Consider the following 20,441-nt stretch of genomic DNA (forward strand, 5'->3'; position numbering starts at 1 on the left):
CCCGGGGAACATCATTCATGCGCAAGTCCGTCGCCGCCGTGATCGCGGCCGCCATCGTCGCCGTCCCGCTCGCGGTCCATTCGGCCGACTATTCGATGACCAACCGCATCATCGACGAAGGCTTCAACCGTAGCCAGGTGATGACCACCGCCGAATATCTCGCCGACCAGATCGGCCCGCGGCTGACCAACTCGCCCGCCATGCGCAAGGCGGAGGACTGGACCAGCGCCAAGTTCCGCGAATGGGGCCTGACCAACGTCCACAAGGAGCCGTTCGCGTTCGGCCGCGGCTGGTGGATCGAAAGCTCGTCGGTGCGCATGACCAGCCCACGCCCGATCCAGCTGACCGCGATCCCGATTGCCTGGACGCCCGCGACCGCCGGCACCGTGACCGGCGAGGCAGTGGTCGCGCCGATCGCCAGCCCGGCCGATTTCGCCAAGTGGCGCGGCAAGCTGCGGGGCAAGATCGTGCTGGTCACCAAGCCCGATACCGGGTCGGAGGGGACCGAGCCCGCGTTCAAGCGCTACACCGACGAGGAACTGGCCAAGATGGATCAGTTCCAGCAACCGCGCTACGATCCCGCCGCCGCCGAGCGCGGGGTGCGCCGGCTGGCGTTCGCCAAGGCGCTCGACGCGTTCCTCCAGGAAGAGGGCGCTTTGGCCTATGCCACCAAGTCGCGGCTCGACGGCAAGCTGGTCCATGGCGAGGGCTATCTGTTCGGGGTCGGCGACACGGTGAAGACGCCGGGGGTCGAGATCGCGGCGGAGGATTATCGCCGGCTCGCGCGCCTCGCCATGCTCGGGCTCGCGCCGACGGTGGCGATCAACAACGACGTCCGCTTCGACGATTCCAACGTCAACGCCAATGACATCATCGCCGACATTCCCGGCAGCGACCGCTCGGGCGAATATGTGATGGCCGGCGCGCACCTTGATTCCTGGGTGGCGGGCGACGGCGCCGCCGACAATGGCGCGGGCAGCGCGATGATTATGGAGGCGGCGCGCATCCTGTCGGCGCTGCACGTCAAGCCGAAGCGGACGATCCGCTTCGCGCTGTGGGCGGGCGAGGAGCAGGGGCTGCTGGGGAGCCTCGCCTATGTCGAGAACCATTTCGCGACGCGCGGCAATCCGAACGATCCCAAGGCGACGGGGCTCGCGCGCTACATGGGCTGGGGCAATCGCTGGCCGATCACGACCAAGCCGGAATGGGCGAAGATGGCGGCCTATTTCAACATCGACAACGGCTCGGGCCGGCTGCGCGGCATCTATGCGGAGAACAATCCGGCGGTCGTGCCGATCTTCCAGGAATGGCTGAAGCCGTTCGCGTCGATGGGCGCGTCGTCGGTGGCGATCCGCAAGACCGGCGGCACCGACCACGTCTTCATGCAGGCGGTCGGCCTGCCCGGGTTCCAGTTCATCCAGGACCCGCTCGATTACGGTAGCCGAATCCACCACACCTCGGTCGACACGTTCGATCATCTGAAGGGTGACGACATGCGCCAGGCCGCGGTGATCCTGGCGGCGTTCCTGTGGAATGCGGCGAACAGCGACGCGCTGCCGCGCCCGCCGCTCCCGACCCAGCCGGTCGCGACCGATCCGTTCGCGTATGGCGATGACTAGGATGAACGGATCGTCGCCCCGGCGCAGGCCAGGGCCGCTGGCGGCTCCTGCCCCGCATCACGACGCAGCGGCCTCCGCCGGGGCGACGGCGTAATGGCGCGTCGCGGACATCGGCCAAGCCAGGCGCCGGGCAATCGCCCGCGGCTGTGGGGGCGGCATGCGGTGGGGGCGGCGCTGGTCAACCCCGACCGCGTCGTGCGCAAGCTGTGGGTGACGCGCGAGGGCGCGGCGAGCCTAAACATCCCGGACAGCATCCCGACGACCTATGCCGACGTAGCCGACCTCGGCCGGCTGGTGCCGAGCGACGCGCCGCACCAGGGGCTGGTGGCGGAGGTCGATCCGCTCGAGGACATCTGGCTCGGCGATCTGTTGCAGCAGGGCGCGGGCGAGGGCGACCAGCGCCCGCTGCTGGTGCTCGACCAAGTGACCGATCCGCACAATGTCGGGGCGATCCTGCGCTCGGCGGCGGCGTTCGACGCGCTCGGCATCGTGACGCAGGACCGCCATGCGCCGCCCGAGAGCGGGGCGCTGGCGCGCGCGGCGTCGGGCGCGCTGGAGATCGTGCCGTGGGTGCGCGTCGTCAACCTGTCGCGCGCGCTCGACGAGATCGCCGAGGCCGGCTTCTGGCGGATCGGCCTGGCGGGCGAGGCGACCGACACGCTGGCCCAGGCGATCGGCAAGGCCCGCGTCGCGCTGGTGCTGGGCGCGGAGGGCGAGGGGATGCGGCACAACACCGCGCAGCATTGCGACCAGCTCGCGCGCCTGCCGATTTCGGAGCGGATGGAGAGTTTGAACGTGTCAAACGCCGCCGCGATCGCATTGTACGCGGTGGCAGCGCGGGGCTGAGCCACCGCTTTACCCACTGTCGTCACGCCGGCCTAGTGCCGGGGTGACGGACGAGAATGGTTCGCGTCGGCGGCCAAGCCGCCGCCATGACGTCGGTCAGGATCGGCTATCGCCGCCCTGCCGGCCGAGCCGGACGCTGCGCTGGCGCGCATCGGCGCGGGCGTGGCCGCGCCTGCGCCCGTCAGTCCTCCGCCGCGATCCGGACCTTCATCCCGTCCAGTCTGTCGGTGAACTCGATCTGGCACGACAGGCGGCTGGTCGCGTCGCGGTCGGCGGACGAATCGAGCAGGTCGTTCTCGTCCTCGCTCATTGGGGGCAGCATGCCGGCGAAGAACGGATCGACATGGACGTGGCACGTCGCGCAGCTGCAACAGCCGCCGCACAGCGCCAGGATCTCGTCGATCCCGGCATCGCGGATCACTTCCATGACCGACAGACCGGCCTCGCCCGTGATTTCCTGTTCTTCCCCGCCGCGATGGACGACGATAAGCTTGGGCATGACGATCCTTTCCCTGTCTCCCGCGCGCCATGCCGCGCCCGGTCCCCGCAATCAAGGCCGCCGCACATGGTGACGACGCCCGAGTCCCTGCGCGCCGCCTGCGACGCGCTCGCTGCGATCGACCCGGCGTTCGGCGCGGCGGTCGCGCGCGCGGGCTACCCGGAACCGCGGATGCGGGAGCGCGGCTATGGCACATTGCTCCGCACGATCATCGGCCAGCAGGTCAGCGTCGCGGCCGCCGCCTCGGTCTGGCGCAAGCTGGAGGAGCGGATCGGCGACCTGGAGGATCCGGCCAACGTGGCGCGCGCCAGCGACGAGGATCTGCGCGCCGCCGGCCTGTCGCGGCAGAAAGCCGGCTATGCGCGCAGCCTGGCCGACGAAGTGACGAGCGGCCGGCTCGACCTCGCGCACCTGCCCGAGGATGACGAGGAAGCGATCGCGCAGCTGGTCCGGGTGAAGGGGATCGGGCGCTGGTCGGCGGAAATCTACCTGCTGTTCGCCGAAGGGCGCGCCGACGTCTGGCCGGCGGGCGACCTGGCGGTGCAGATCGAGATCGGTCGTTTCCTCGGCCATGACGACCGGCCGAGCGAGAAGACGGTTCGCGACCTCGCCGAAAAGTGGCGCCCCCATCGCGGCGCCGCGGCGATCCTGGCGTGGCATCATTACGGCTTCGTCGCCGCGTCGCGCCGGAATGCCGGCAATCCCGACGACCCGGATGCGGCACCCGGTCCGAAAGTCGACAAGGCGCCGATGTGACCGCACCGACGATGGCCGCCCCGCGGGCGGACCGCTGGGCATGGGCGCGGCGATGGTATGTCGCGGTCGGCGCGGCCTGGTTGATCCGCTTCGTGACGATGGAGCATATCCCGTTCGTCCAGACGGCGATCTGGCGCGAGTGGTTCGATCAGAGCCGCTATTTCGCGTCGGCGCTGGCGCTCGCGCATGGCGACCTGTCGCCGACGTCGCACTGGTATCCGCTCGCCTATCCGCTGGTCGCGGCGCCGTTCGCCTGGATCATCGCCGGCGATCCGTTCGTGCTGCCCGATCTGGCGCTCTACCTGCTGACCGCCGCCGCGTTCCGCCGCGTCGCCGCGCGGCTGGGAATCGGCGGGCGAGCGGCGGCGCTGTGCTTCGTCGCGACGACGCTGATCCATGGCGATCAGGCGGGGGCATGGGTCCATCCCTGGACCACGACGCTGTCGGCGGCGCTGATCTGGTGGCTGGCCGAACGCACGCTGTCGGCGATGGCCGGCGAGGGTGAGGATGACGGACGGCTGGCCTTCGCGATCGGCGCGCTGGCGGCGGCGATCCCGCTGGTGCGGCCGGCCGATGTGCCGATCGGCCTGACCTGTGGGCTGGTGACGGTGGCGGCGATCGCCATGCAGCGCCGGCGGCCGTGGCGCCGGCTGGTCGCGCTCGCGGCTGGCGGCTTCGCGGTGCTGCTGCCCTATGCGATGCTGCACCTGGCGATCTACGGTCCGCACGCCACGCCCTATATGACGGCGGCGGCGGCGACCGGGTTCATCTGGTCCGATCTCGGCTGGAAGGCGTATGTCCTTCTGGTGTCGGCCCGGCCGTGGTTTCCCGATACCGATGCGATCCTTCAGGTCATGCCGTGGATCGTACCGGGCGCGGCCGGGCTGGCGGCGGCGACGCTGGCCGGGCCGGCGCGGGAGCGTCGCGTCGCGGTGCTGCTGATCGCGCTGATCGTGCCGGCGGGTGCGGTGATGCTGACCTATGCCGATCTCCAGCCGCCGGGCCTGTGGCGGTTCGGGAACATGCATTATTTCAAATGGATGATGCCCGCGTTCGGCGCCGGGCTGATCCTGGTGTGGCAGGCGTTGTGGATTCCGGCCGGGCGGCGGCGTGTCGGGGCCGCGCTGGCGGTGCTGATGCTGCCGCTGGCGATCCGTATCGTGCCGCAGCGGGTGGACGAGCGCAGCCCGGCGCGCATGCTCCAGTTCCACGGGGCGACGGACCGCGTGTGGGACGAAGCGTTCTTCGCGCCGGTGGTGATCGTCGACGCGCGCGGGCGGATGGAGAATGTCCGCAATTTCCACCAGGTGCCCGACCCGGCCGGCGAGCGCGCGATCGCGATCAGCCGCCTGTTCGCCGCCGATCCCCGCCGCGACGATCCCGGCGAACGCCCACCTTTGCCGCATCAGCCGCCCTATGCGCGATATGGCGAGCGCATCACGCTGTTCGGGTTATAGGACGACGATGCCCCCCGAACCTTCCTTGTCCGGTGCCCTGCCGTCGCTCGGCGAGAACCATCGCAGCGTCGCGGTGCCGGCGCGCGGGCTGCGGCGGTTGCTGGCGTTCGTCGGCCCCGGTTATCTCGTCGCGGTCGGGTACATGGACCCGGGCAATTGGGCGACCGATCTCGCCGGCGGGTCGGCGTTCGGGTATGCGCTGCTGTCGGTCGTGCTGCTGTCGAGCCTGATGGCGATCCTGCTCCAGACGCTGTCGGCGCGGCTCGGGATCGGCGCGGGGCTCGACCTCGCCCAGGCGTGTCGGTTGCATTATCCGAAGGCGGCGGTGATCCCGCTATGGCTGTTGTGCGAGTTGGCGATCATCGCCTGCGATCTCGCCGAAGTGCTCGGCACCGCGATCGCGCTCAAGCTGCTGTTCGGCCTGCCGCTGCTGGCGGGTGTCGTCCTCACCGCGTTCGACGTGTTGCTGCTGCTCGGGTTGCAGCGGTTCGGGTTCCGCAAGCTGGAGGCGTTCGTCGCGGCGCTGCTGATCGTGATCGCCGGCTGCTTCGCCTACGAGCTGGTGCTGGCGCGACCCGACTGGGCGGCTGTGGCGAGCGGCTTCATGCCGACGTCGCGGATCGTCGGCGACACCGCGATGCTCTACATCGCGATCGGCATCCTGGGCGCGACCGTCATGCCGCACAACCTCTATCTCCATTCGTCGGTCGTGCAGACGCGCGCGGTGGCGAAGGGGGACGAGCGCGGCGCGATCCGGCTGGCGACGCTCGACACGGTCGTCGCGCTGGGCCTCGCGCTGCTCATCAACGCGGCGATCCTGATCCTGGCGGCGGCGGCGTTCCATGCCAATGGCCATACCGGAATCGCCGATATCGAGGATGCGTATCGCCTGTTGACGCCGGTGCTGGGGGCGGGCGCGGCGAGCGTGGTGTTCGCGCTGGCGCTGTTGGCGTCGGGGCAGAACTCCACCATCACCGGGACGCTCGCCGGGCAGATCGTGATGGAGGGGTTCGTCGAGCTCCGCCTGCCGATGTGGGCGCGGCGGCTGGTCACGCGCGCGCTGGCGGTGGTGCCGGCGGCGCTGGTGATCGCGCTGGCGGGGGAGGGCGCGACGACCGGCCTGCTCGTGCTGAGCCAGGTGGTGCTGAGCCTGCAACTGCCGTTCGCGGTGATCCCGCTGGTCCATTTCACCGGGAGCCGGGCGATCATGGGCGGGTTCGTCAGCCCGCTGTGGCTGCGCGTGCTGGCGTGGGCCGTGGCGGCGGCGATCGTGGTGTTGAACGTAACCTTATTGGTTGGGTTGATGCGGGGGTGACAAGCGCTGGCCATAAACGCCGACCCCACCCGGGCGAAGGTCGGGGCCCAATTGGGATACCTTCGGTAACGACGCACGGCGCGCGCCAGGAACGTCCCCCAACTGGGCCCCGGCCTTCGCCGGGGTGCGATAAGGCACGAAGGACGGCTCGCCGTACTGTTTTCCTACACCTAACCAAATAGGATAGCATCCGCCTCCACCCACAGGAGGAACGACCCATGGCACTACTCGACGGCATCATCGGCCCGATCGCCGGGCTGCTCGACAAGATCATCCCCGACCCCAAGGCGCGCGACGAGGCGAAGCTCAAGCTGCTCGAATTGCAGGGCAACCAGCAGATGGAGGCGACCAAGACCCAGATCTCGGCGATCATGGCGGAGGCGCAGTCGACCGATCCCTGGACCAGCCGGGCGCGGCCGAGCTTCCTCTACGTGATGTATGCGCTGCTGCTCTGGTCGATCCCGATGGGCCTGATCGCCGCCGCGCAGCCGCAGATGGCGAAGGATATCGCGGCGGGCATGAACGCGTATCTCGCCGGCATTCCGGAGCCGCTCTACGCGCTCTTCGGCACCGGCTATCTCGGCTACACCGTCGCGCGGCAATGGGGAAAGGCGAACGGCACCGACAAATGAGATGACGGAGCGGGGTGGCGCGGGACCGCGCTACCCCCGTCAAGTTTGTCAAGTTTGGGCCGCCGCCGATCGCGACTGTTGCGCTCCCGCAACGCGTGCCTACATGCGGCGCCATGAGTGATACGACATGGCACGGCACGACGATCCTGTCGGTACGGCGCGGCGGCAAGGTCATCGTGATCGGCGACGGTCAGGTCTCCGCCGGGCAGACGGTGATGAAGCCCAACGCGAAGAAGGTGCGGCGGCTCGGCGACGGTAGCGTGATCGGCGGGTTCGCCGGCGCGACCGCCGACGCCTTCACCCTGTTCGAGCGGCTGGAAGCCAAGCTGGAGCGCCACAACGGCCAGTTGATGCGAGCGGCCGTGGAGCTGGCGAAGGACTGGCGGACCGACAAATACCTCCGCAACCTGGAGGCGATGATGATCGTCGCCGACAAGGAAGTCACGCTGATCCTGACCGGCAACGGCGACGTGCTGGAACCGGAGAACGGCATCGCCGCGATCGGCTCCGGCGGCAATTACGCGCTGGCGGCGGCGCGGGCGCTGGTCGATTACGAAGCCGATGCCGAGACGATCTGCCGCAAGGCGATGGCGATCGCGGCGGAGGTCTGCGTCTACACCAACGACCGGCTGACGGTGGAGAGTCTGGACTCCACCTCCTAGTTCGTCATCCCCGCGCAGGTGGGGATCCATAAACGCTGCGGGAAACTGGATTCCCGCCTTCGCGGGAATGACAAAGTTGAACGACTCCCTCACCCCCAAAGCCATCGTCGCCGCGCTCGACGCGCACATCATCGGCCAGACCGACGCCAAGAAGGCGGTCGCGGTTGCGTTGCGCAATCGCTGGCGGCGACAACGGCTCGGCGCCGACCTGCGCGACGAGGTCACGCCGAAGAACATCCTGATGATCGGCCCGACCGGGTGCGGCAAGACCGAGATCAGCCGGCGTCTCGCAAAGCTGGCCGATGCGCCGTTCGTCAAGGTCGAGGCGACCAAGTTCACCGAAGTGGGTTATGTCGGCCGCGACGTCGAACAGATCGCGCGCGACCTGGTCGAGGAAGCGATCCGGCTGGAGAAGGAACGCCGCCGCCTGGCGGTCAAGGACAAGGCCGAGGACGCGGCGATGGGCCGCCTGCTCGATGCGCTGACCGGCAAGGATTCGTCGACCGCGACGCGTGAGGCGTTCAAGCAGCGGTTCCGCGACGGCGTGCTCGACGCGACCGAGATCGAGATCGAGCTGGAGGCAGCACCCGCCATGCCGTTCGACATCCCCGGTGCCGGTGCGCAGATGATAAACCTGGGCGAGATGATGAAGGGCTTCGGCGGTCCGCAGCTCAAGCGCCGCAAGCTGACCGTCCCCGCCGCCTGGACCAAGCTGGTCGAGGAAGAGGCCGACAAGCGGCTCGACCAGGACGAGGTCAGCCGCATCGCGCTCGCCGATGCCGAGGCGAACGGGATCGTCTTCCTGGACGAGATCGACAAGATCGCGGTGTCGGACGTGCGCGGCGGATCGGTCAGCCGCGAAGGCGTGCAGCGCGACCTGCTGCCCCTGATCGAGGGCACCACGGTCGCGACCAAGTACGGGCCGATGAAGACCGACCACATCCTGTTCATCGCGAGCGGCGCGTTCCACGTCGCCAAGCCGAGCGACCTGCTGCCCGAACTCCAGGGTCGCCTGCCGATCCGGGTCGAGCTGAAGGGGCTGAGCGAGGACGATTTCGTTGCGATCCTGTCCGACACCAAGGCGTCGCTGCCCGAACAGTACAAGGCGCTGATCGGCACGGAAGGCGTGACGATCGACTTCACCGACGACGGCATCCGCGCGGTCGCGCGCATCGCCGCCGAGGTGAACGGCCAGATCGAGAATATCGGCGCGCGGCGGTTGCAGACCGTGATGGAGAAACTGCTCGAGGAAGTCAGCTTCGACGCCGAGGACCGCGCTGGCGCAACCCTGACGATCGACGCCGCCTATGTCGAGACGCAGCTGGCGAGCATCGCCCGCAACACCGACCTCAGCCGGTTCGTGCTGTAACGGTCAGCCGCGATGGACGAGTGAATCGTTCAGCGCGCCGATCACGTCGCGGATGTGCTGTTCGTCGGTACTGCGCAGCGCCTGCGTCTCACCGGACGCGCTGTGCAGTACGACGACATGTTCCGCCTTGGCATTGACGATCAGGAAGATGCCGAGCGCGATGATCGCGATCCCGAGCACCTTCACCCCGGCACTGCCGCTGACCAGCAGGAGCAGTCCGACCACGATCGCGATGATCGCGCCGGTGCGGTTGGGCGGGATGGTGATGTTCTTGACCGAGGTCACGCCGTTCATCGCATAGGTCTGGTTGGCGACGATGAAGCGCGCGTTGGTCACTTTCACGTCGGGCGTTTCGTAGAATATGTCCTCGGCCATCGGCACCTCCCCCTCTGGCGCCTAGCTTTTGGGGGAAGGAGGCGACTGTCAACGCGCCCGGGCAGAGGACGCATCCGCTTTGGTGCTACTTCTTCCGCGGCTTGTCGTAGGGGGTGAACTTGCCGAGCCGGCAGGTCGGGCCGGGGATGATCGATCCCGGATCGATCGTGCGGACGCGATCGTTGCGGCACAGTTGCGAGCCGTAGACGTTGACGATCAGCACGGTGTTGGGGCGCAGGCCGGGGCAGCTTTCGGGCAAATCGTTGCGCCACGTCCGCAATCCGCTCTCGCGATAGAGGATTGTGCGGTCGTCGATCACTTGCGGTCCCATCAGCCGCGAATTGTCGACGCAATCGACCGGTGTGCCGGCGATCCGTCCGCCGAGTTCGCGGTCGAGCGGATCCTGGCGCGATGCGGCCGGTGCCGCGCTGCCGGCCAGCGCCGCGAGCAGGATTACCGCAAGCGGGGCACGCATCACTTGCGCCACACCGTGAAGGATCCGATCGCGCAACTGCCGGTAGGAATGCGCGAGGTCTGGTCGACCGTCGTCGCGATATCGCCGCGACAGACGCGATCCTGGTTCGATCGCGTCACCAGGATGTCGCCCCGGGCCACGTTCTCGCAGCCGCCGGCCGTGTTGCTGACGTAGGCGAGGCGCGGACTGACGCGGTAGACCAGCTTGTCGCCATACGCCTTCAACGACGATTGCTGACGCGAGGGCAGGCAGTCGGTCGTTTCGCCGGGGGTCAGCCCGGCGAGCGACCGTTGCAATTCGCTCTGGTCCCTGGCGGCGCGGTCGGCGGCGGCGGCCCGTTCCTGCGGCGTCATCGCGCAACCGCCGAGCGCCACGACAGACAAGAGCAAGAGAGTACGCATCGTCATCTCCATCGTGCCCCGGCAACGCTATAACGCTTCTAGCCCGAAAAAGCATCCTTGGCGGCGCGGCGTTCCGCCAATTGTTCGACCGATGTTGCACGCAGGAACGGATTGGTCGCCAGTTCCTCGCCGATGGTCGTCGGGACGGTCGGCTCGCCGCGCTCGCGCAGGCGCTCGACCTGCGCCAATCGCTCGGCAATGGCGGCGTTGTCAGGCTCGACCACGTGAGCATAGCGCGCGTTCGACAGCGTGTATTCGTGTGCGCAATAGACGATGGTCTCGGGTGGGAGCTGGCCGAGGCGCTGCAAGGCATCGTGCATCTGCGCCGGTGTCCCTTCGAACAACCGGCCGCAGCCCATCGCGAACATCGTGTCGCCGGTGAAGACGATGCCGTCGTCGGCGAAGTGGAAGCTGACATGGCCGGCGGTGTGCGCGGGGGTTTCGATCACCCTTGCCGCGTGATCGCCCAGCATTAGCACATCGCCCTCCGCGACCAGCGTGTCCGCGGTCGGGATCTTCGCGGCTTCGGCGGCCGGGGCGACCACCTTGGCTCCGTGGGCATCCTTGATCGCCTGATTCCCGCCGGTGTGGTCGGGATGCCAGTGCGTGTTCCAGATCGCGCCGATCCGCCAGCCCCGCCGTTCCGCTTCGGCCAGCACCGGCGCGGCGTCGCCTGGATCGACTACCATCGTCTCGCCACTCGCCGCGTCATGGACCAGCCAGATGTAATTGTTGCTGAACGCCGGGATGCGTACGACCTCCAGGGTGCCGGCCATCACCATTCGCCCGTATTGGGCATCGACGCCCAGGGTTCGGCGGGTTCGAGCACGCCGTTCTGCAGCAGCTCGACCGAGATGTTGTCCGGCGTGCGGACGAACGCCATGTGGCCGTCGCGCGGCGGGCGGTTGATCGTGACGCCAGCATCCATCAGGCGCTGGCACGTCGCATAGATGTCGTCGACGCGATAGGCGAGGTGCCCGAAATTGCGTCCGCCGCTGTAGGTTTCGGCGCTGCCGTCGGCGGCCGGCCAATTGTAGGTCAGCTCGACCTCCGCGCGGCGTTTGTCGCCGAGTTCGGCATTGTCGTCCGGCGTCGCGAGGAAGATCAGCGTGAAGCGCCCCGCCTCGTTGTCGAAGCGTCGGACTTCCTTCAGACCGAGCAGTTCGAAGAACTTCACCGTCTTATCGGGATCGCTGACGCGGATCATGGTGTGGAGGTAATTCATGCGCGCGTTCCTCTTCGCTGGGCGGAAAGCGCGAGATAGGTCGGCGCGGCGCATGGCGCTACCCGTCGTCGCCCGGAGCGGGAGACGACGGGCAGGGATTATTTAGTGGCGGGCTTGACTGTTGCTGCCGGAACGGGCGCGGGCGCATCATCGAACTGCGCCAACGCCGCTCGTGCGTTCTGCCCGGCGGGAGAGGTCGGCGCGATCCGGACGGTCTGTTGCCACGCCGCCTTCGCCGCATCGACATCGCCGCCGCGCGCCGCGATATTGCCGGCTTCGAGTTGCACCGAGGCGTCGTCCGCCGACAGCTTGAGCGCCTGGGCGATGTCGGTCTGCGCGCGGGGCATGTCGTTGGTCCGCCGCGCCAGCGTCGCCGACAGCAGCCACGCGAGCGGGTCGGCCGGCACTGCCTCCAGCGCCACGTCGAGATCGGTCCGCGCCGCCGACAACCGCCCCGCCGCGACCAGCGCGCGGGCGCGGTCGAGCAATGCCTCGCCCTTGTCCTGCCCCTCCAGCGTCCCCGCGGTCAGCGCGGTGGACAACGCGTCATAGGCTTTGTTCGCTTCGCCCGCCGCGAGCCAGGCATTGCCCGCCTGCGACCAATAGCGCGCGGCGAGCAGGTCCTTGGCGCCATCGGCATCCTGCGCGGCCTGGGTGAAGGCGTTAGCCGCCTCGACCCAGCGCGATTGCTGGGCATAGGCGAGCCCCAGGCATTGTCGCGCTCTTGCCCCGCCGCCGGCGAAGCGAAAGCGTTCGGCGGCGTCGATCGCGGCCTTCGGATCGTTGACCGCGAGCTCGATGCAGGAGCGGTAGCGCGGGTCGTCGGCGACCGGCGCGGTGGCCTGGAGGGCGAAGTGGAGCAGGATCATGACGAGCGGGGCAATCCCTCGATGGCGGCGATCATCAGCGCGATGTCGCCGTCGCGCGACAGGCGATGGTCGCCGTCCTTGACCAACGTCAGCTGCACCTCGGCTGAACGCAGGATCTGGGCGAGATGGAGCGTGCGGCTCCACGGCACGTCGTCGTCGCGCTGGCCCTGGATCAGCCGCACCGGGCAATGGATCGCGATCGACCCGGCAGTCAGCCGCGACGCCTCGCCCGATTGCCAGAACCGGCTGATGAAGACGGTCGGCTGGTCCGAATACGCAGACGGGCGCTCGATCCGTCCCTGCTGCAACAGCTCCATCTTCTCGTCCATCGAGAAGCCCCAGTCGGTGAAGTCCGGCGCCGGCGCGATGCCGACCAGCCCGGCGACCAGTTCCGGTCGGTCGCGCGCGATCATCAGCGCGATCCAGCCGCCCATCGACGACCCCACCAGGATCGCCGGTTCGCCGAACAGGTCGAGCATCGCCAGCGCATCATCGCGCCATCCGGTCAACGTCTGCTCCTCGAACGCGCCCCCGCTGGCGCCGCAGCCGGCATAATCGAACCGGACGAAGGTGCGTCCGGTTCGCTCAGCCCACGCTTCGAGCGCCAGCGCCTTCGACCCCTCCATGTCCGACGCGTAGCCGGGGAGGAACAGAACCGGTGGCCCCTTGCCGGTGGTCAGGTGATAGGCGAGCGCGGGGCGGGGGGTGTCGGTTTCTGCCATACGCGCCTGCTACCAACTCCGCCACCCCCGCGAAAGCTGAGGCTTTCGCAGGAATGACGAGTTGGTTGGGTGTCAGCCGACGAAATCCGCCAACGCCTTCGCGAACGCTTCGGGCTGGTCGAGCATCACGAAATGTGCGCTGTCGTCGACGCGGACGAAGGTCATGTGCGGCGCCGCGGCGTATGCACCCTTGTAGAATGGATCGGCCATCGCGGCGGGCAGACCGGCCGAGCTCGGATAGACTAACGTAATCGGCGTCGCGATGCTGGCCAAGTCGCCGCGCAGGTCGGTCGTCATGTCCTTGTACAGTGCCTCGGCGGAGACGCGGGGGTCAGCCTTCATCACCCAATCGACCACCTTGGCCTGGCTGTCGGCCTTGAGCGCCAGCGCTTTGGCCGTGCCTTGCGCGTTCGCGGCATTGGGCTTGCCATAGGTCGCGGCCATCGCGTCGCGCATCGCCTTCGCCCGCGGCTCGACGGCGGTGACGGTCGCGGTCGGGCCGAACAGCATGCCGAACCACGGTAGCGAATCGACGATCATCAGCTTGCCGACATCCGCCGGATGCGCCTTCGCCAGCATCAGCCCGAGCAGCCCGCCCATCGAATGCCCGACCACCGCCGCGCCCTGTAACCTGTGCTTCGCGATATAGGCGTCGAGGTCGGCGACCACGCCACCGAGCATACCCGCGCCGAGGTTCTTACCGGCATCGTCACCGGCAAAACCGTTGACTTGGACCAGCACCACCATGTGCGTCTTCGCCAGCATCGGCGCGACGCCGTCCCACACGGCGCGCGGCGACGACAGGCCGGGGATCAGGATCACGGGCGACCCCTTGCCCATCGTCACGACGGAAATGTGGTCCATCCGCACCTCTGCCGGCGCCGCAACGGTTGAAGCGGGGGCGGGCGCCGCGTGACCATGCGCGACGTTCAGCGCCAGCAGCGGCAGGGCGAATGCGGCGATCCAGCGGGCTTTAATCTGGGGCGTCATGTCAATTCTCCTTGGCAGGGCTGGTGAAAATGTCCTCGATCGCGAGGCCGAACAGTTCGGCGATCTTGAAGGCGAGGGGGAGTGAGGGATCGTAGCGACCGGTCTCGATTGCATTGACGCTCTGGCGCGAGACCTCGAGCCGGTCGGCCAGGTCGCCCTGGCTCCAGTCGCGCTCGGCCCGCAGGACGCGGAGGCGGTTCTCCATCAGAACTTTCCCGCCGTCAGCTTGTTGGCGCAGGCGCCGAGCCCAAGCCCGCCGAACCACAGTACCGACACCCAATAGACGGGCACGTGACCGACCAGGTCGAAGCTTTCGAGGAAGCCCCAGATCGTCGCGATACTGAGCGAGAAACCGCTCGCCCAGAGCGTCTGGCGGATCATCAGCATCCGCAGATACTCATCCTTCTCCTCGACCAGATAGCGGCCGATCACGACGAAGAACCCGCTGATCGACAGACCGGGGAGAACCGCGACCGCCCAGGCGGACGCGCCGGCCACGAGCTGATGTTTGAAGGCGTAGACCGCCACCAGCAGCGTGATCGCATAGACCACGCTCAGTAGGAGGATGCGCTTGGTGTAGCGTCGTCCGGCGGGTGTAAGTTTCATGTTCATGTAAAGCGTCCTTCCGAATCAGTGAAGGAAACTTTACATGTAAAGCGAGCTTGTCGTCAAGTGTGCTTTACAGCTTTTGTCGCTTGCGTGTGATGGCGGTCCGACGCATCTTCGCGTTCGCCCGTTCAGGCTAAAGGAGTTGGATGATGCGCACTCTGGTTCTCGCTCTCGCCGTCGCCTCGCTGTCCGCCACGCCGGCCTTCGCCGCGCCGTGCAAGGACGCCAAGGGCAAGTTCATGAAATGTCCGGAGAAGAAGGCGGCCGCGCCGGTCCGCTGCAAGGACGCCAAGGGAAAGTTCGCCAAGTGCGGGACGCCCGGCGCCAAGCCGATGAAGTGAGACTTACGGCAGGGAAATAGCGCGAGCTGTTTCCCGCCCGGCCGCGAGCCCGGCCAGCGGTGCGCGAGCACCGGCTGACGACGCGGCTTCGCCGCGGCGGTTCGTGACGGGACACGAAAGGGGCGGGCCGCCAGCTCGCCCCTTTTCTATGCGCCGGCGATAGTGCTCAGGATGTCGGTGGCGACCTGGCTCAGCGTATCGTCGCGCGCGCCCATTACCACGATGCGGTCTCCGGGTCGGGCGAGCCGTGCGGCGGCGGCGGCGGCTTCGCTGCGATCGGCGATGTGGCGCGCGTCGCGGTCCGCCGCCACGACGTCCGCGACGATGTCCGCGCTGGTCACCTCGCGCGTGACGGTGCCGCCATAATAGGCAGGGTCGGACAGAATCAGCACGTCGTCGTCGGCGAGCCCATCGGCGAAGGCAGCGACGAGTTCGCGGCGCATTACTTTCAACGGCCCGAAACCGTGCGGCTGGAACAGAACGATCAGCCGCCCGGGATGCGCGTGCAGCGTCGCCAGCGTCGCGGCGATCTTGTCGGGGTTGTGCCCGAAATCGTCGATCACCGTCACGCCGTTCGCTTGCCCGACCAGATCGAAGCGGCGGCGCAGCCCGGTGAACCCGCCGATCGCCGTCGCGGCCTCGATCAGCGATACGCCGGCGGCGTGGGCGGCGCCGAGTGCGGCGAGGGCGTTGGCGACGTTGTGGCGGCCGGGGACTTGAAGGGTGACCTCGATCGTCGCTCCGCCGAGTTCGGCGAGGTCAAACGAGACGCCGAATTCTCGTTCGGAGATATTGTGGGCGGAAAGGCTGGCGACGATTTGCCCGGAAGGATCGGCTGGCTTCTCCAGCGCAAATCCCACCACCCGTTCGTTCGGCAACGCTGCTGCCAGCCGCGCGGCGTCCGGATTGTCGAGATTGACGACCGCCGTTGCCGCCTTGGCGATGAAGTCGCCGAACAGTTGGTTGAGCTCGTCCAGCCCCTTGTGATCGAGGCTGACATTGTTGAGCACGGCGATGCGGGGGCGGAACAATGCGATCGACCCGTCGCTTTCGTCGACCTCGCTGACGAAAGCGTCGCCCGCACCGACCAGCGCGCTGGCGAAGGGGGCATCGGGGGCGGCGAAGTTCTTCATCACCGCGCCGTTCATCACGCTCGGATCGCGGCCGGTCGCGTGCAGGATCCAGCCGATCATGCCGGTCACCGTCGACTTGCCGCTGGTGCCGGCGACCCCGATCGGCAGCGCGCTGTCGTTGAACAGATCGGCGAGCGTTTCCGCGCGGGTGCGGCGGCGGCAGCCGAGCCGGTCGGCAGCGATGATGTCCGGCACGCTCGGCTCGATCGCGGCGCTGGCGACGACGATCTGATCGGGCGACACGATCCCGCTCCCGTCCTGCGGATGGAGCGCGACGCCGAGCGCGCGCAGATAGTCGAACTTCGCCGGCAACCGGCCGGCGTCGAGGCTGCGGTCCGACCCCGCGACCGCGTTGCCGCGCGCCGCCAGGATCATCGCCAGCGGCATCATTCCCGACCCGCCGATCCCGACGAAGAAAGCGGGGGCAGCCGATGCGTCGACGGGGGGCTTGGCGTTATCCATCGCCCGGCGCTATCCCCGCTTTCGGAACGGACGGCAAGGACGGGGCGGTAGGGCAGATGAAGATCGCGGTGATGGCGCCGGCCAATCGAGTCGACGAACATGCGCTCGACGCGGTGCCTGCACTCGCCGCCGAATACGGCGTCGAACTGGTGATCGACCCGCAATGCTGGGCAAGCGGTGGCGGCCATACTTGGGCGGGTCCGGATGAGTTGCGCGCGGATACCTTCCTTAAATATGCCAACGACCCGAGCTATCAGGCGATCTGGTTCGCGCGCGGCGGCTACGGGTCGAACCGGCTGTTCCCGTTGATCTTCCCGCATCTCGAGGAAGCGGCGCGGCACAAGAGCTATGTCGGCTATTCCGACATGGGTTTCCTGCTCGGCGCGCTGTACGCGAAGAAGATCGGTCATCCGATCCACGGTCCGATGCCGATCGACATCAATCGCAAGGTCGGCGGGCGCGAGTGCGCGGCGCGGAGCCTCGCCTGGCTGACGAAAGGCGACAAGAGCGCGCTCGAACCCGGCATCGTCGGGTCGGGGCGGCCGGCAGCGGCATTCAACCTGTCGATCCTCGATTCGTTGATCGGCACCAAGTGGCTACCCGATCTCGCCGATCACGACTTGCTGGTCGAGGAGGTGGACGAGCATCTCTATCGCGTCGATCGGATGATGTTCCATGTCGCCAATGCGACGCAATTGGCGCGGATCGCGTCGCTCCGGATCGGCAGCGTCAGTTTGCCCAAGCAGGACGGCCAGGCCGATTTCGGCCATACGCCCGACCAGATCGGCTGGGACTGGTCGAAGCTGATGGGCGTGCCCTACGAAGGTCGCGCGAAGATCGGGCACGACGCCGCCAACCACGTCGTGCCGTTCGGTCAGGTCATCGCGAAGGACTGATCGCGCCGGCGTCCTCCGACGGCCAACGGATTCCTAACCAATTACCGTTAGGCGCGGTTGGAACGAGGTGCCGCGATGTCGCAAACGCTGGAAGACTATCACGAACGCCTCGAGGCGATGATGATCGAGGGCGAGGCGCTGATCGCGACTCGCGACCCGGCGCGCGAGGACCTTGTGCGGCGCAAGATCGGCCAGGCAGGTCTGGTCATGGCCTCGTATCAACTGTTCGTGCACCGCGAGGTGTTCGTGCCGCTGCTCGACCGCGCCGACCCCGCGACCCGCGCCCGCGTCACCGAGATCAAGGTCGAATGCATCGCCCTGACCGAGGATCTGCGCTTCAAGACGCGCGATTTCCTGGCGAAGACCGGCCCGCTCGATTGGGAAGCAACCGCGATCAGCATCGGATGGTTCAATACGCGGGTCCGCCAGCACATCGCCGCGATCCGCGAGTTGATGGACCCCAAGACCGGCGCCGCATTCCTCCGCCGCATCGGCACGGTCGGCGTCGCCGCCTGACGGCTGGCGCTTCGGACGCCTACACGCTATATCGCTTGCCATGAACGCTGCGTTCGCCTCGACCACTACTACCACCCTCCCGGGTTTCCGGGGGGCTGTCGGCACGCGCTAGCCAGCGTCGCCGGCGACCTCGCCCGGGAACGGGTGAGGTTGGCGTCCGCTCCCCCGTTCCAGTCTTTCTTCCGGACGCCGGCTTGTGCATAGGCGCGGGCAAACGACAGGAACGGCCATGAACATGCTCTCGATCACGCTTCCCGACGGCTCCGTGCGCGAGGTCGCGTCCGGCACCACGCCGGCGGACATCGCTGCGGCGATCGGCCCGGGCCTTGCCAAGGCGGCGATCGCGGCGCGAGTCGACGGCGAGTTGCGCGACATCACGCGCCCGCTGGAGGCGGACGCCAACCTCGCGCTCGTCACCAGCCGCGACGAGAAGGATGCGCTGGAACTCGCGCGCCACGACTTCGCGCACGTGCTGGCGGAGGCGGTGCAGAACCTGTTCCCGGGCACGCAGATCACGTTCGGCCCGGCGACCGACGATGGCTTCTATTACGATTTCGCGCCGAAGGATCGCCCGTTCACGGAAGAGGACCTGCCCGCGATCGAAGCGGAAATGCGCAAGGTCATCGCGAAGGACGAGCCGCTGATCCGCGAAGTGTGGAGCCGCGCCGACCTGATCGCGCGGTGGCGCAAGCAGGGCGAGAGCTTCAAGGCCGAATGGGCCGCCGAGCTGCCGGACGGCGAGGAACTGACGGTGTACCGCGCCGGCCGCGGCGACGACGCCTGGCTCGACATGTGCCGCGGTCCACACCTCGCATCCACCGGCAAGCTCGACCCGCAAGCCTTTAAGCTCACGCGTGTTTCCGGTGCCTATTGGCGCGGCGATCAGAACAACGCGATGCTCAGCCGTATTTACGGCACCGGCTGGCTCAACAAGAAGCAGCTCGACCAGCACCTGTTTCGACTGGAAGAGGCGGCCAAGCGCGACCATCGCAAGCTGGGGCAGGAGATGGATCTGTTCCACCTCCAGGCCGAAGCGCACGGTTCGGTGTTCTGGCATCCCAAGGGCTACATGATCTGGCGCGAGCTGGAGGCGTATATGCGCCGTGCGATCGACGCCGCCGGCTATCGCGAGGTCAAGACGCCGCAGGTGATGGACGCGCGCCAGTGGGAGCAGTCCGGCCACTGGGGCAAGTATCGCGAGAACATGTTCGTCATTCCCGACGAAGTGCCCAACGTCGAGGACGAGGGCCCGATCGTCTCGAACGATGCCGACTGGATGGCGCTCAAGCCGATGAACTGCCCGGCGCACGTCCTGATTTTCCGCCAGGGAATCAAGAGCTACCGCGATCTTCCTCTGCGGCTGTATGAAAACGGCTGTTGCCATCGCAACGAGCCGCACGGTGCGCTCCACGGCCTAATGCGCGTGCGCCAGTTCACGCAGGACGACGCGCACATCTTCTGCCGCGAGGATCAGATCGTCGATGAGGTTCAGGATTTCTGCCGCCTGGCCGATCGCATCTACAAGGATTTCGGCTTCACCTATTCGATCAAGCTGGCGCTGCGTCCCGACAAGCGCTTCGGCAGCGACGAGATGTGGGACAAGGCCGAGTCCGAGCTCCGCGACGCCGTGATGCGCGCGGGCCTCGCGACCGAGCAATATGGCTGGGAGGAACTGCCGGGCGAGGGGGCGTTCTATGCGCCCAAGCTCGAATGGCATTTGACCGATGCGATCGGACGGACGTGGCAGGTCGGCACGATCCAGTCCGATCGCGTGCTGCCCGAACGGCTCGACGCGAGCTATGTCGGCGAGGATGGCGAGCGCCATCGCCCGGTGATGCTCCACCGCGCGATCTTCGGGAGCTACGAACGCTTCATCGGTATCCTGATCGAGCATTTCGCCGGCAAGCTGCCCGCTTGGTTGGCGCCGGTACAGGCTGTCGTCGCGACGATCGTGTCGGACGCCGACGAGTATGCCGGTCACGTCGCCGCCGAATTGAGGCAGGCAGGGCTCCGCGTCGACACCGATCTCCGCAACGAGAAGATCAACTACAAGGTGCGCGAGCACAGCCTGGCTAAAGTCCCCAATCTGCTCGTTGTCGGCAAGCGCGAGGCCGACGAAGGGACCGTCGCACTGCGCCAGCTCGGCAGCGACCGGCAGCAGGTGATGACGCTGGCCGAGGCGATCGCGAAGCTGACCGGCGAGGCGCGCGCGCCCGATCTGGCGACCGCATCGGCGGCGACCGCGGCTTAATTGCCGCGGCCCGCTTTCGTT

24 protein-coding genes are annotated in these 20,441 nt (G+C 67.7%); 12 read left to right on the forward strand and 12 right to left on the reverse strand.

What is annotated here, in order from left to right; translation table 11 throughout:
• The first annotated feature begins 17 nt into the window (after positions 1-17).
• Together J0I47_RS00815 and rlmB are read left to right on the forward strand one after the other, a co-directional pair.
• A complete protein-coding gene (locus J0I47_RS00815; RefSeq protein ID WP_294044544.1) occupies positions 18-1,619 on the forward strand; it encodes a M20/M25/M40 family metallo-hydrolase in 1,602 nt (533 codons plus the stop codon).
• Positions 1,620-1,712: 93 nt separating this feature from the next.
• Complete coding sequence (gene rlmB / locus J0I47_RS00820) at positions 1,713-2,465, forward strand: 23S rRNA (guanosine(2251)-2'-O)-methyltransferase RlmB (RefSeq protein WP_294044545.1); 753 nt, start codon at positions 1,713-1,715, stop codon at positions 2,463-2,465.
• Positions 2,466-2,646: 181 nt separating this feature from the next.
• Here rlmB and J0I47_RS00825 read toward each other — a convergent pair whose 3' ends face one another.
• On the reverse strand, positions 2,647-2,964 hold the full coding sequence (locus J0I47_RS00825; protein WP_294044546.1) for a 2Fe-2S iron-sulfur cluster-binding protein: 318 nt from the start codon (positions 2,962-2,964) through the stop codon (positions 2,647-2,649).
• A 66-nt stretch (positions 2,965-3,030) separates the two neighbouring features.
• Between J0I47_RS00825 and J0I47_RS00830 the strand changes: the two genes are divergently transcribed.
• From J0I47_RS00830 to hslU, 6 genes are all read left to right on the forward strand, one after another.
• Positions 3,031-3,720 (forward strand): DNA-3-methyladenine glycosylase 2 family protein, encoded by a 690-nt coding sequence (locus J0I47_RS00830; RefSeq protein WP_294044547.1) that lies wholly within the window; start codon positions 3,031-3,033, stop codon positions 3,718-3,720.
• On the forward strand, positions 3,717-5,177 hold the full coding sequence (locus J0I47_RS00835; RefSeq protein WP_294044548.1) for a hypothetical protein: 1,461 nt from the start codon (positions 3,717-3,719) through the stop codon (positions 5,175-5,177). The genes J0I47_RS00830 and J0I47_RS00835 overlap by 4 nt, the downstream gene beginning before the upstream one ends.
• Before the next feature lie 7 nt (positions 5,178-5,184).
• Positions 5,185-6,492 (forward strand): Nramp family divalent metal transporter, encoded by a 1,308-nt coding sequence (locus tag J0I47_RS00840; protein ID WP_294044549.1) that lies wholly within the window; start codon positions 5,185-5,187, stop codon positions 6,490-6,492.
• Between the two features lie 218 nt (positions 6,493-6,710).
• Positions 6,711-7,124, forward strand: a complete 414-nt coding sequence (locus J0I47_RS00845; RefSeq protein WP_294044550.1) for a holin family protein — start codon at positions 6,711-6,713, stop codon at positions 7,122-7,124.
• A gap of 113 nt (positions 7,125-7,237) precedes the next feature.
• The gene (hslV, locus tag J0I47_RS00850; protein ID WP_294044551.1) at positions 7,238-7,786 is read left to right on the forward strand and encodes an ATP-dependent protease subunit HslV; all 549 of its coding nucleotides are present in this window, start codon (positions 7,238-7,240) and stop codon (positions 7,784-7,786) included.
• Between the two features lie 76 nt (positions 7,787-7,862).
• A complete protein-coding gene (gene hslU / locus J0I47_RS00855) occupies positions 7,863-9,155 on the forward strand; it encodes an ATP-dependent protease ATPase subunit HslU (RefSeq protein ID WP_294044552.1) in 1,293 nt (430 codons plus the stop codon).
• Between the two features lie 3 nt (positions 9,156-9,158).
• On the opposite strand, the gene J0I47_RS00860 is transcribed toward hslU, so the two are convergent.
• The 10 genes from J0I47_RS00860 to J0I47_RS00905 form a co-directional block, all read right to left on the reverse strand.
• Entirely contained in the window at positions 9,159-9,530 is a 372-nt protein-coding gene (locus J0I47_RS00860; RefSeq protein ID WP_294044553.1) for a DUF6232 family protein, read from the reverse strand.
• An 85-nt stretch (positions 9,531-9,615) separates the two neighbouring features.
• Positions 9,616-10,005 carry a DUF6491 family protein gene (locus J0I47_RS00865; RefSeq protein ID WP_294044554.1) on the reverse strand — a complete coding sequence of 130 codons (390 nt, stop codon included), beginning with the start codon at positions 10,003-10,005 and terminating at the stop codon, positions 9,616-9,618.
• Positions 10,005-10,406 (reverse strand): hypothetical protein, encoded by a 402-nt coding sequence (locus J0I47_RS00870; RefSeq protein WP_294044555.1) that lies wholly within the window; start codon positions 10,404-10,406, stop codon positions 10,005-10,007. Before J0I47_RS00870 ends, J0I47_RS00865 begins: the two co-directional genes overlap by 1 nt.
• Before the next feature lie 38 nt (positions 10,407-10,444).
• Positions 10,445-11,182, reverse strand: coding sequence for a hydroxyacylglutathione hydrolase (gene gloB / locus J0I47_RS00875; RefSeq protein WP_294044556.1), 738 nt, complete (start codon positions 11,180-11,182; stop codon positions 10,445-10,447).
• Complete coding sequence (locus tag J0I47_RS00880; protein ID WP_294044557.1) at positions 11,182-11,631, reverse strand: VOC family protein; 450 nt, start codon at positions 11,629-11,631, stop codon at positions 11,182-11,184. Before J0I47_RS00880 ends, gloB begins: the two co-directional genes overlap by 1 nt.
• A 98-nt stretch (positions 11,632-11,729) precedes the next feature.
• Positions 11,730-12,500, reverse strand: a complete 771-nt coding sequence (locus J0I47_RS00885; protein WP_294044558.1) for a tetratricopeptide repeat protein — start codon at positions 12,498-12,500, stop codon at positions 11,730-11,732.
• On the reverse strand, positions 12,497-13,222 hold the full coding sequence (locus J0I47_RS00890; RefSeq protein ID WP_294044559.1) for an alpha/beta hydrolase: 726 nt from the start codon (positions 13,220-13,222) through the stop codon (positions 12,497-12,499). Before J0I47_RS00890 ends, J0I47_RS00885 begins: the two co-directional genes overlap by 4 nt.
• Positions 13,223-13,294: 72 nt before the next feature.
• A complete protein-coding gene (locus tag J0I47_RS00895) occupies positions 13,295-14,212 on the reverse strand; it encodes an alpha/beta hydrolase (protein ID WP_294044560.1) in 918 nt (305 codons plus the stop codon).
• A gap of 1 nt (position 14,213) precedes the next feature.
• Positions 14,214-14,417 carry a helix-turn-helix transcriptional regulator gene (locus J0I47_RS00900; protein ID WP_294044561.1) on the reverse strand — a complete coding sequence of 68 codons (204 nt, stop codon included), beginning with the start codon at positions 14,415-14,417 and terminating at the stop codon, positions 14,214-14,216.
• On the reverse strand, positions 14,417-14,824 hold the full coding sequence (locus J0I47_RS00905) for a hypothetical protein (protein WP_294044562.1): 408 nt from the start codon (positions 14,822-14,824) through the stop codon (positions 14,417-14,419). Before J0I47_RS00905 ends, J0I47_RS00900 begins: the two co-directional genes overlap by 1 nt.
• 146 nt (positions 14,825-14,970) lie before the next feature.
• Here J0I47_RS00905 and J0I47_RS00910 point away from each other — a divergent pair, with 146 nt between their 5' ends.
• Positions 14,971-15,162: a hypothetical protein gene (locus J0I47_RS00910; protein ID WP_294044563.1), complete on the forward strand. Its 192-nt coding sequence runs from the start codon at positions 14,971-14,973 to the stop codon at positions 15,160-15,162.
• 146 nt (positions 15,163-15,308) lie between these two features.
• On the opposite strand, the gene J0I47_RS00915 is transcribed toward J0I47_RS00910, so the two are convergent.
• Positions 15,309-16,757, reverse strand: a complete 1,449-nt coding sequence (locus tag J0I47_RS00915; protein ID WP_294044564.1) for a Mur ligase family protein — start codon at positions 16,755-16,757, stop codon at positions 15,309-15,311.
• A 56-nt stretch (positions 16,758-16,813) separates the two neighbouring features.
• Between J0I47_RS00915 and J0I47_RS00920 the strand changes: the two genes are divergently transcribed.
• The 3 genes from J0I47_RS00920 to thrS all read left to right on the forward strand — a co-directional run bounded on the left by J0I47_RS00920 (position 16,814) and on the right by thrS (position 20,420).
• A complete protein-coding gene (locus tag J0I47_RS00920; RefSeq protein WP_294044565.1) occupies positions 16,814-17,653 on the forward strand; it encodes an LD-carboxypeptidase in 840 nt (279 codons plus the stop codon).
• A 75-nt stretch (positions 17,654-17,728) separates the two neighbouring features.
• Positions 17,729-18,169: a hypothetical protein gene (locus J0I47_RS00925; protein ID WP_294044566.1), complete on the forward strand. Its 441-nt coding sequence runs from the start codon at positions 17,729-17,731 to the stop codon at positions 18,167-18,169.
• Between the two features lie 235 nt (positions 18,170-18,404).
• Complete coding sequence (gene thrS / locus J0I47_RS00930) at positions 18,405-20,420, forward strand: threonine--tRNA ligase (protein WP_294045827.1); 2,016 nt, start codon at positions 18,405-18,407, stop codon at positions 20,418-20,420.
• Positions 20,421-20,441 lie beyond the last annotated feature (21 nt).

Origin of the sequence: Sphingomonas sp. (genome assembly GCF_017304635.1) — a bacterium.
In the GTDB taxonomy this organism is placed as follows: domain Bacteria; phylum Pseudomonadota; class Alphaproteobacteria; order Sphingomonadales; family Sphingomonadaceae; genus Sphingomonas.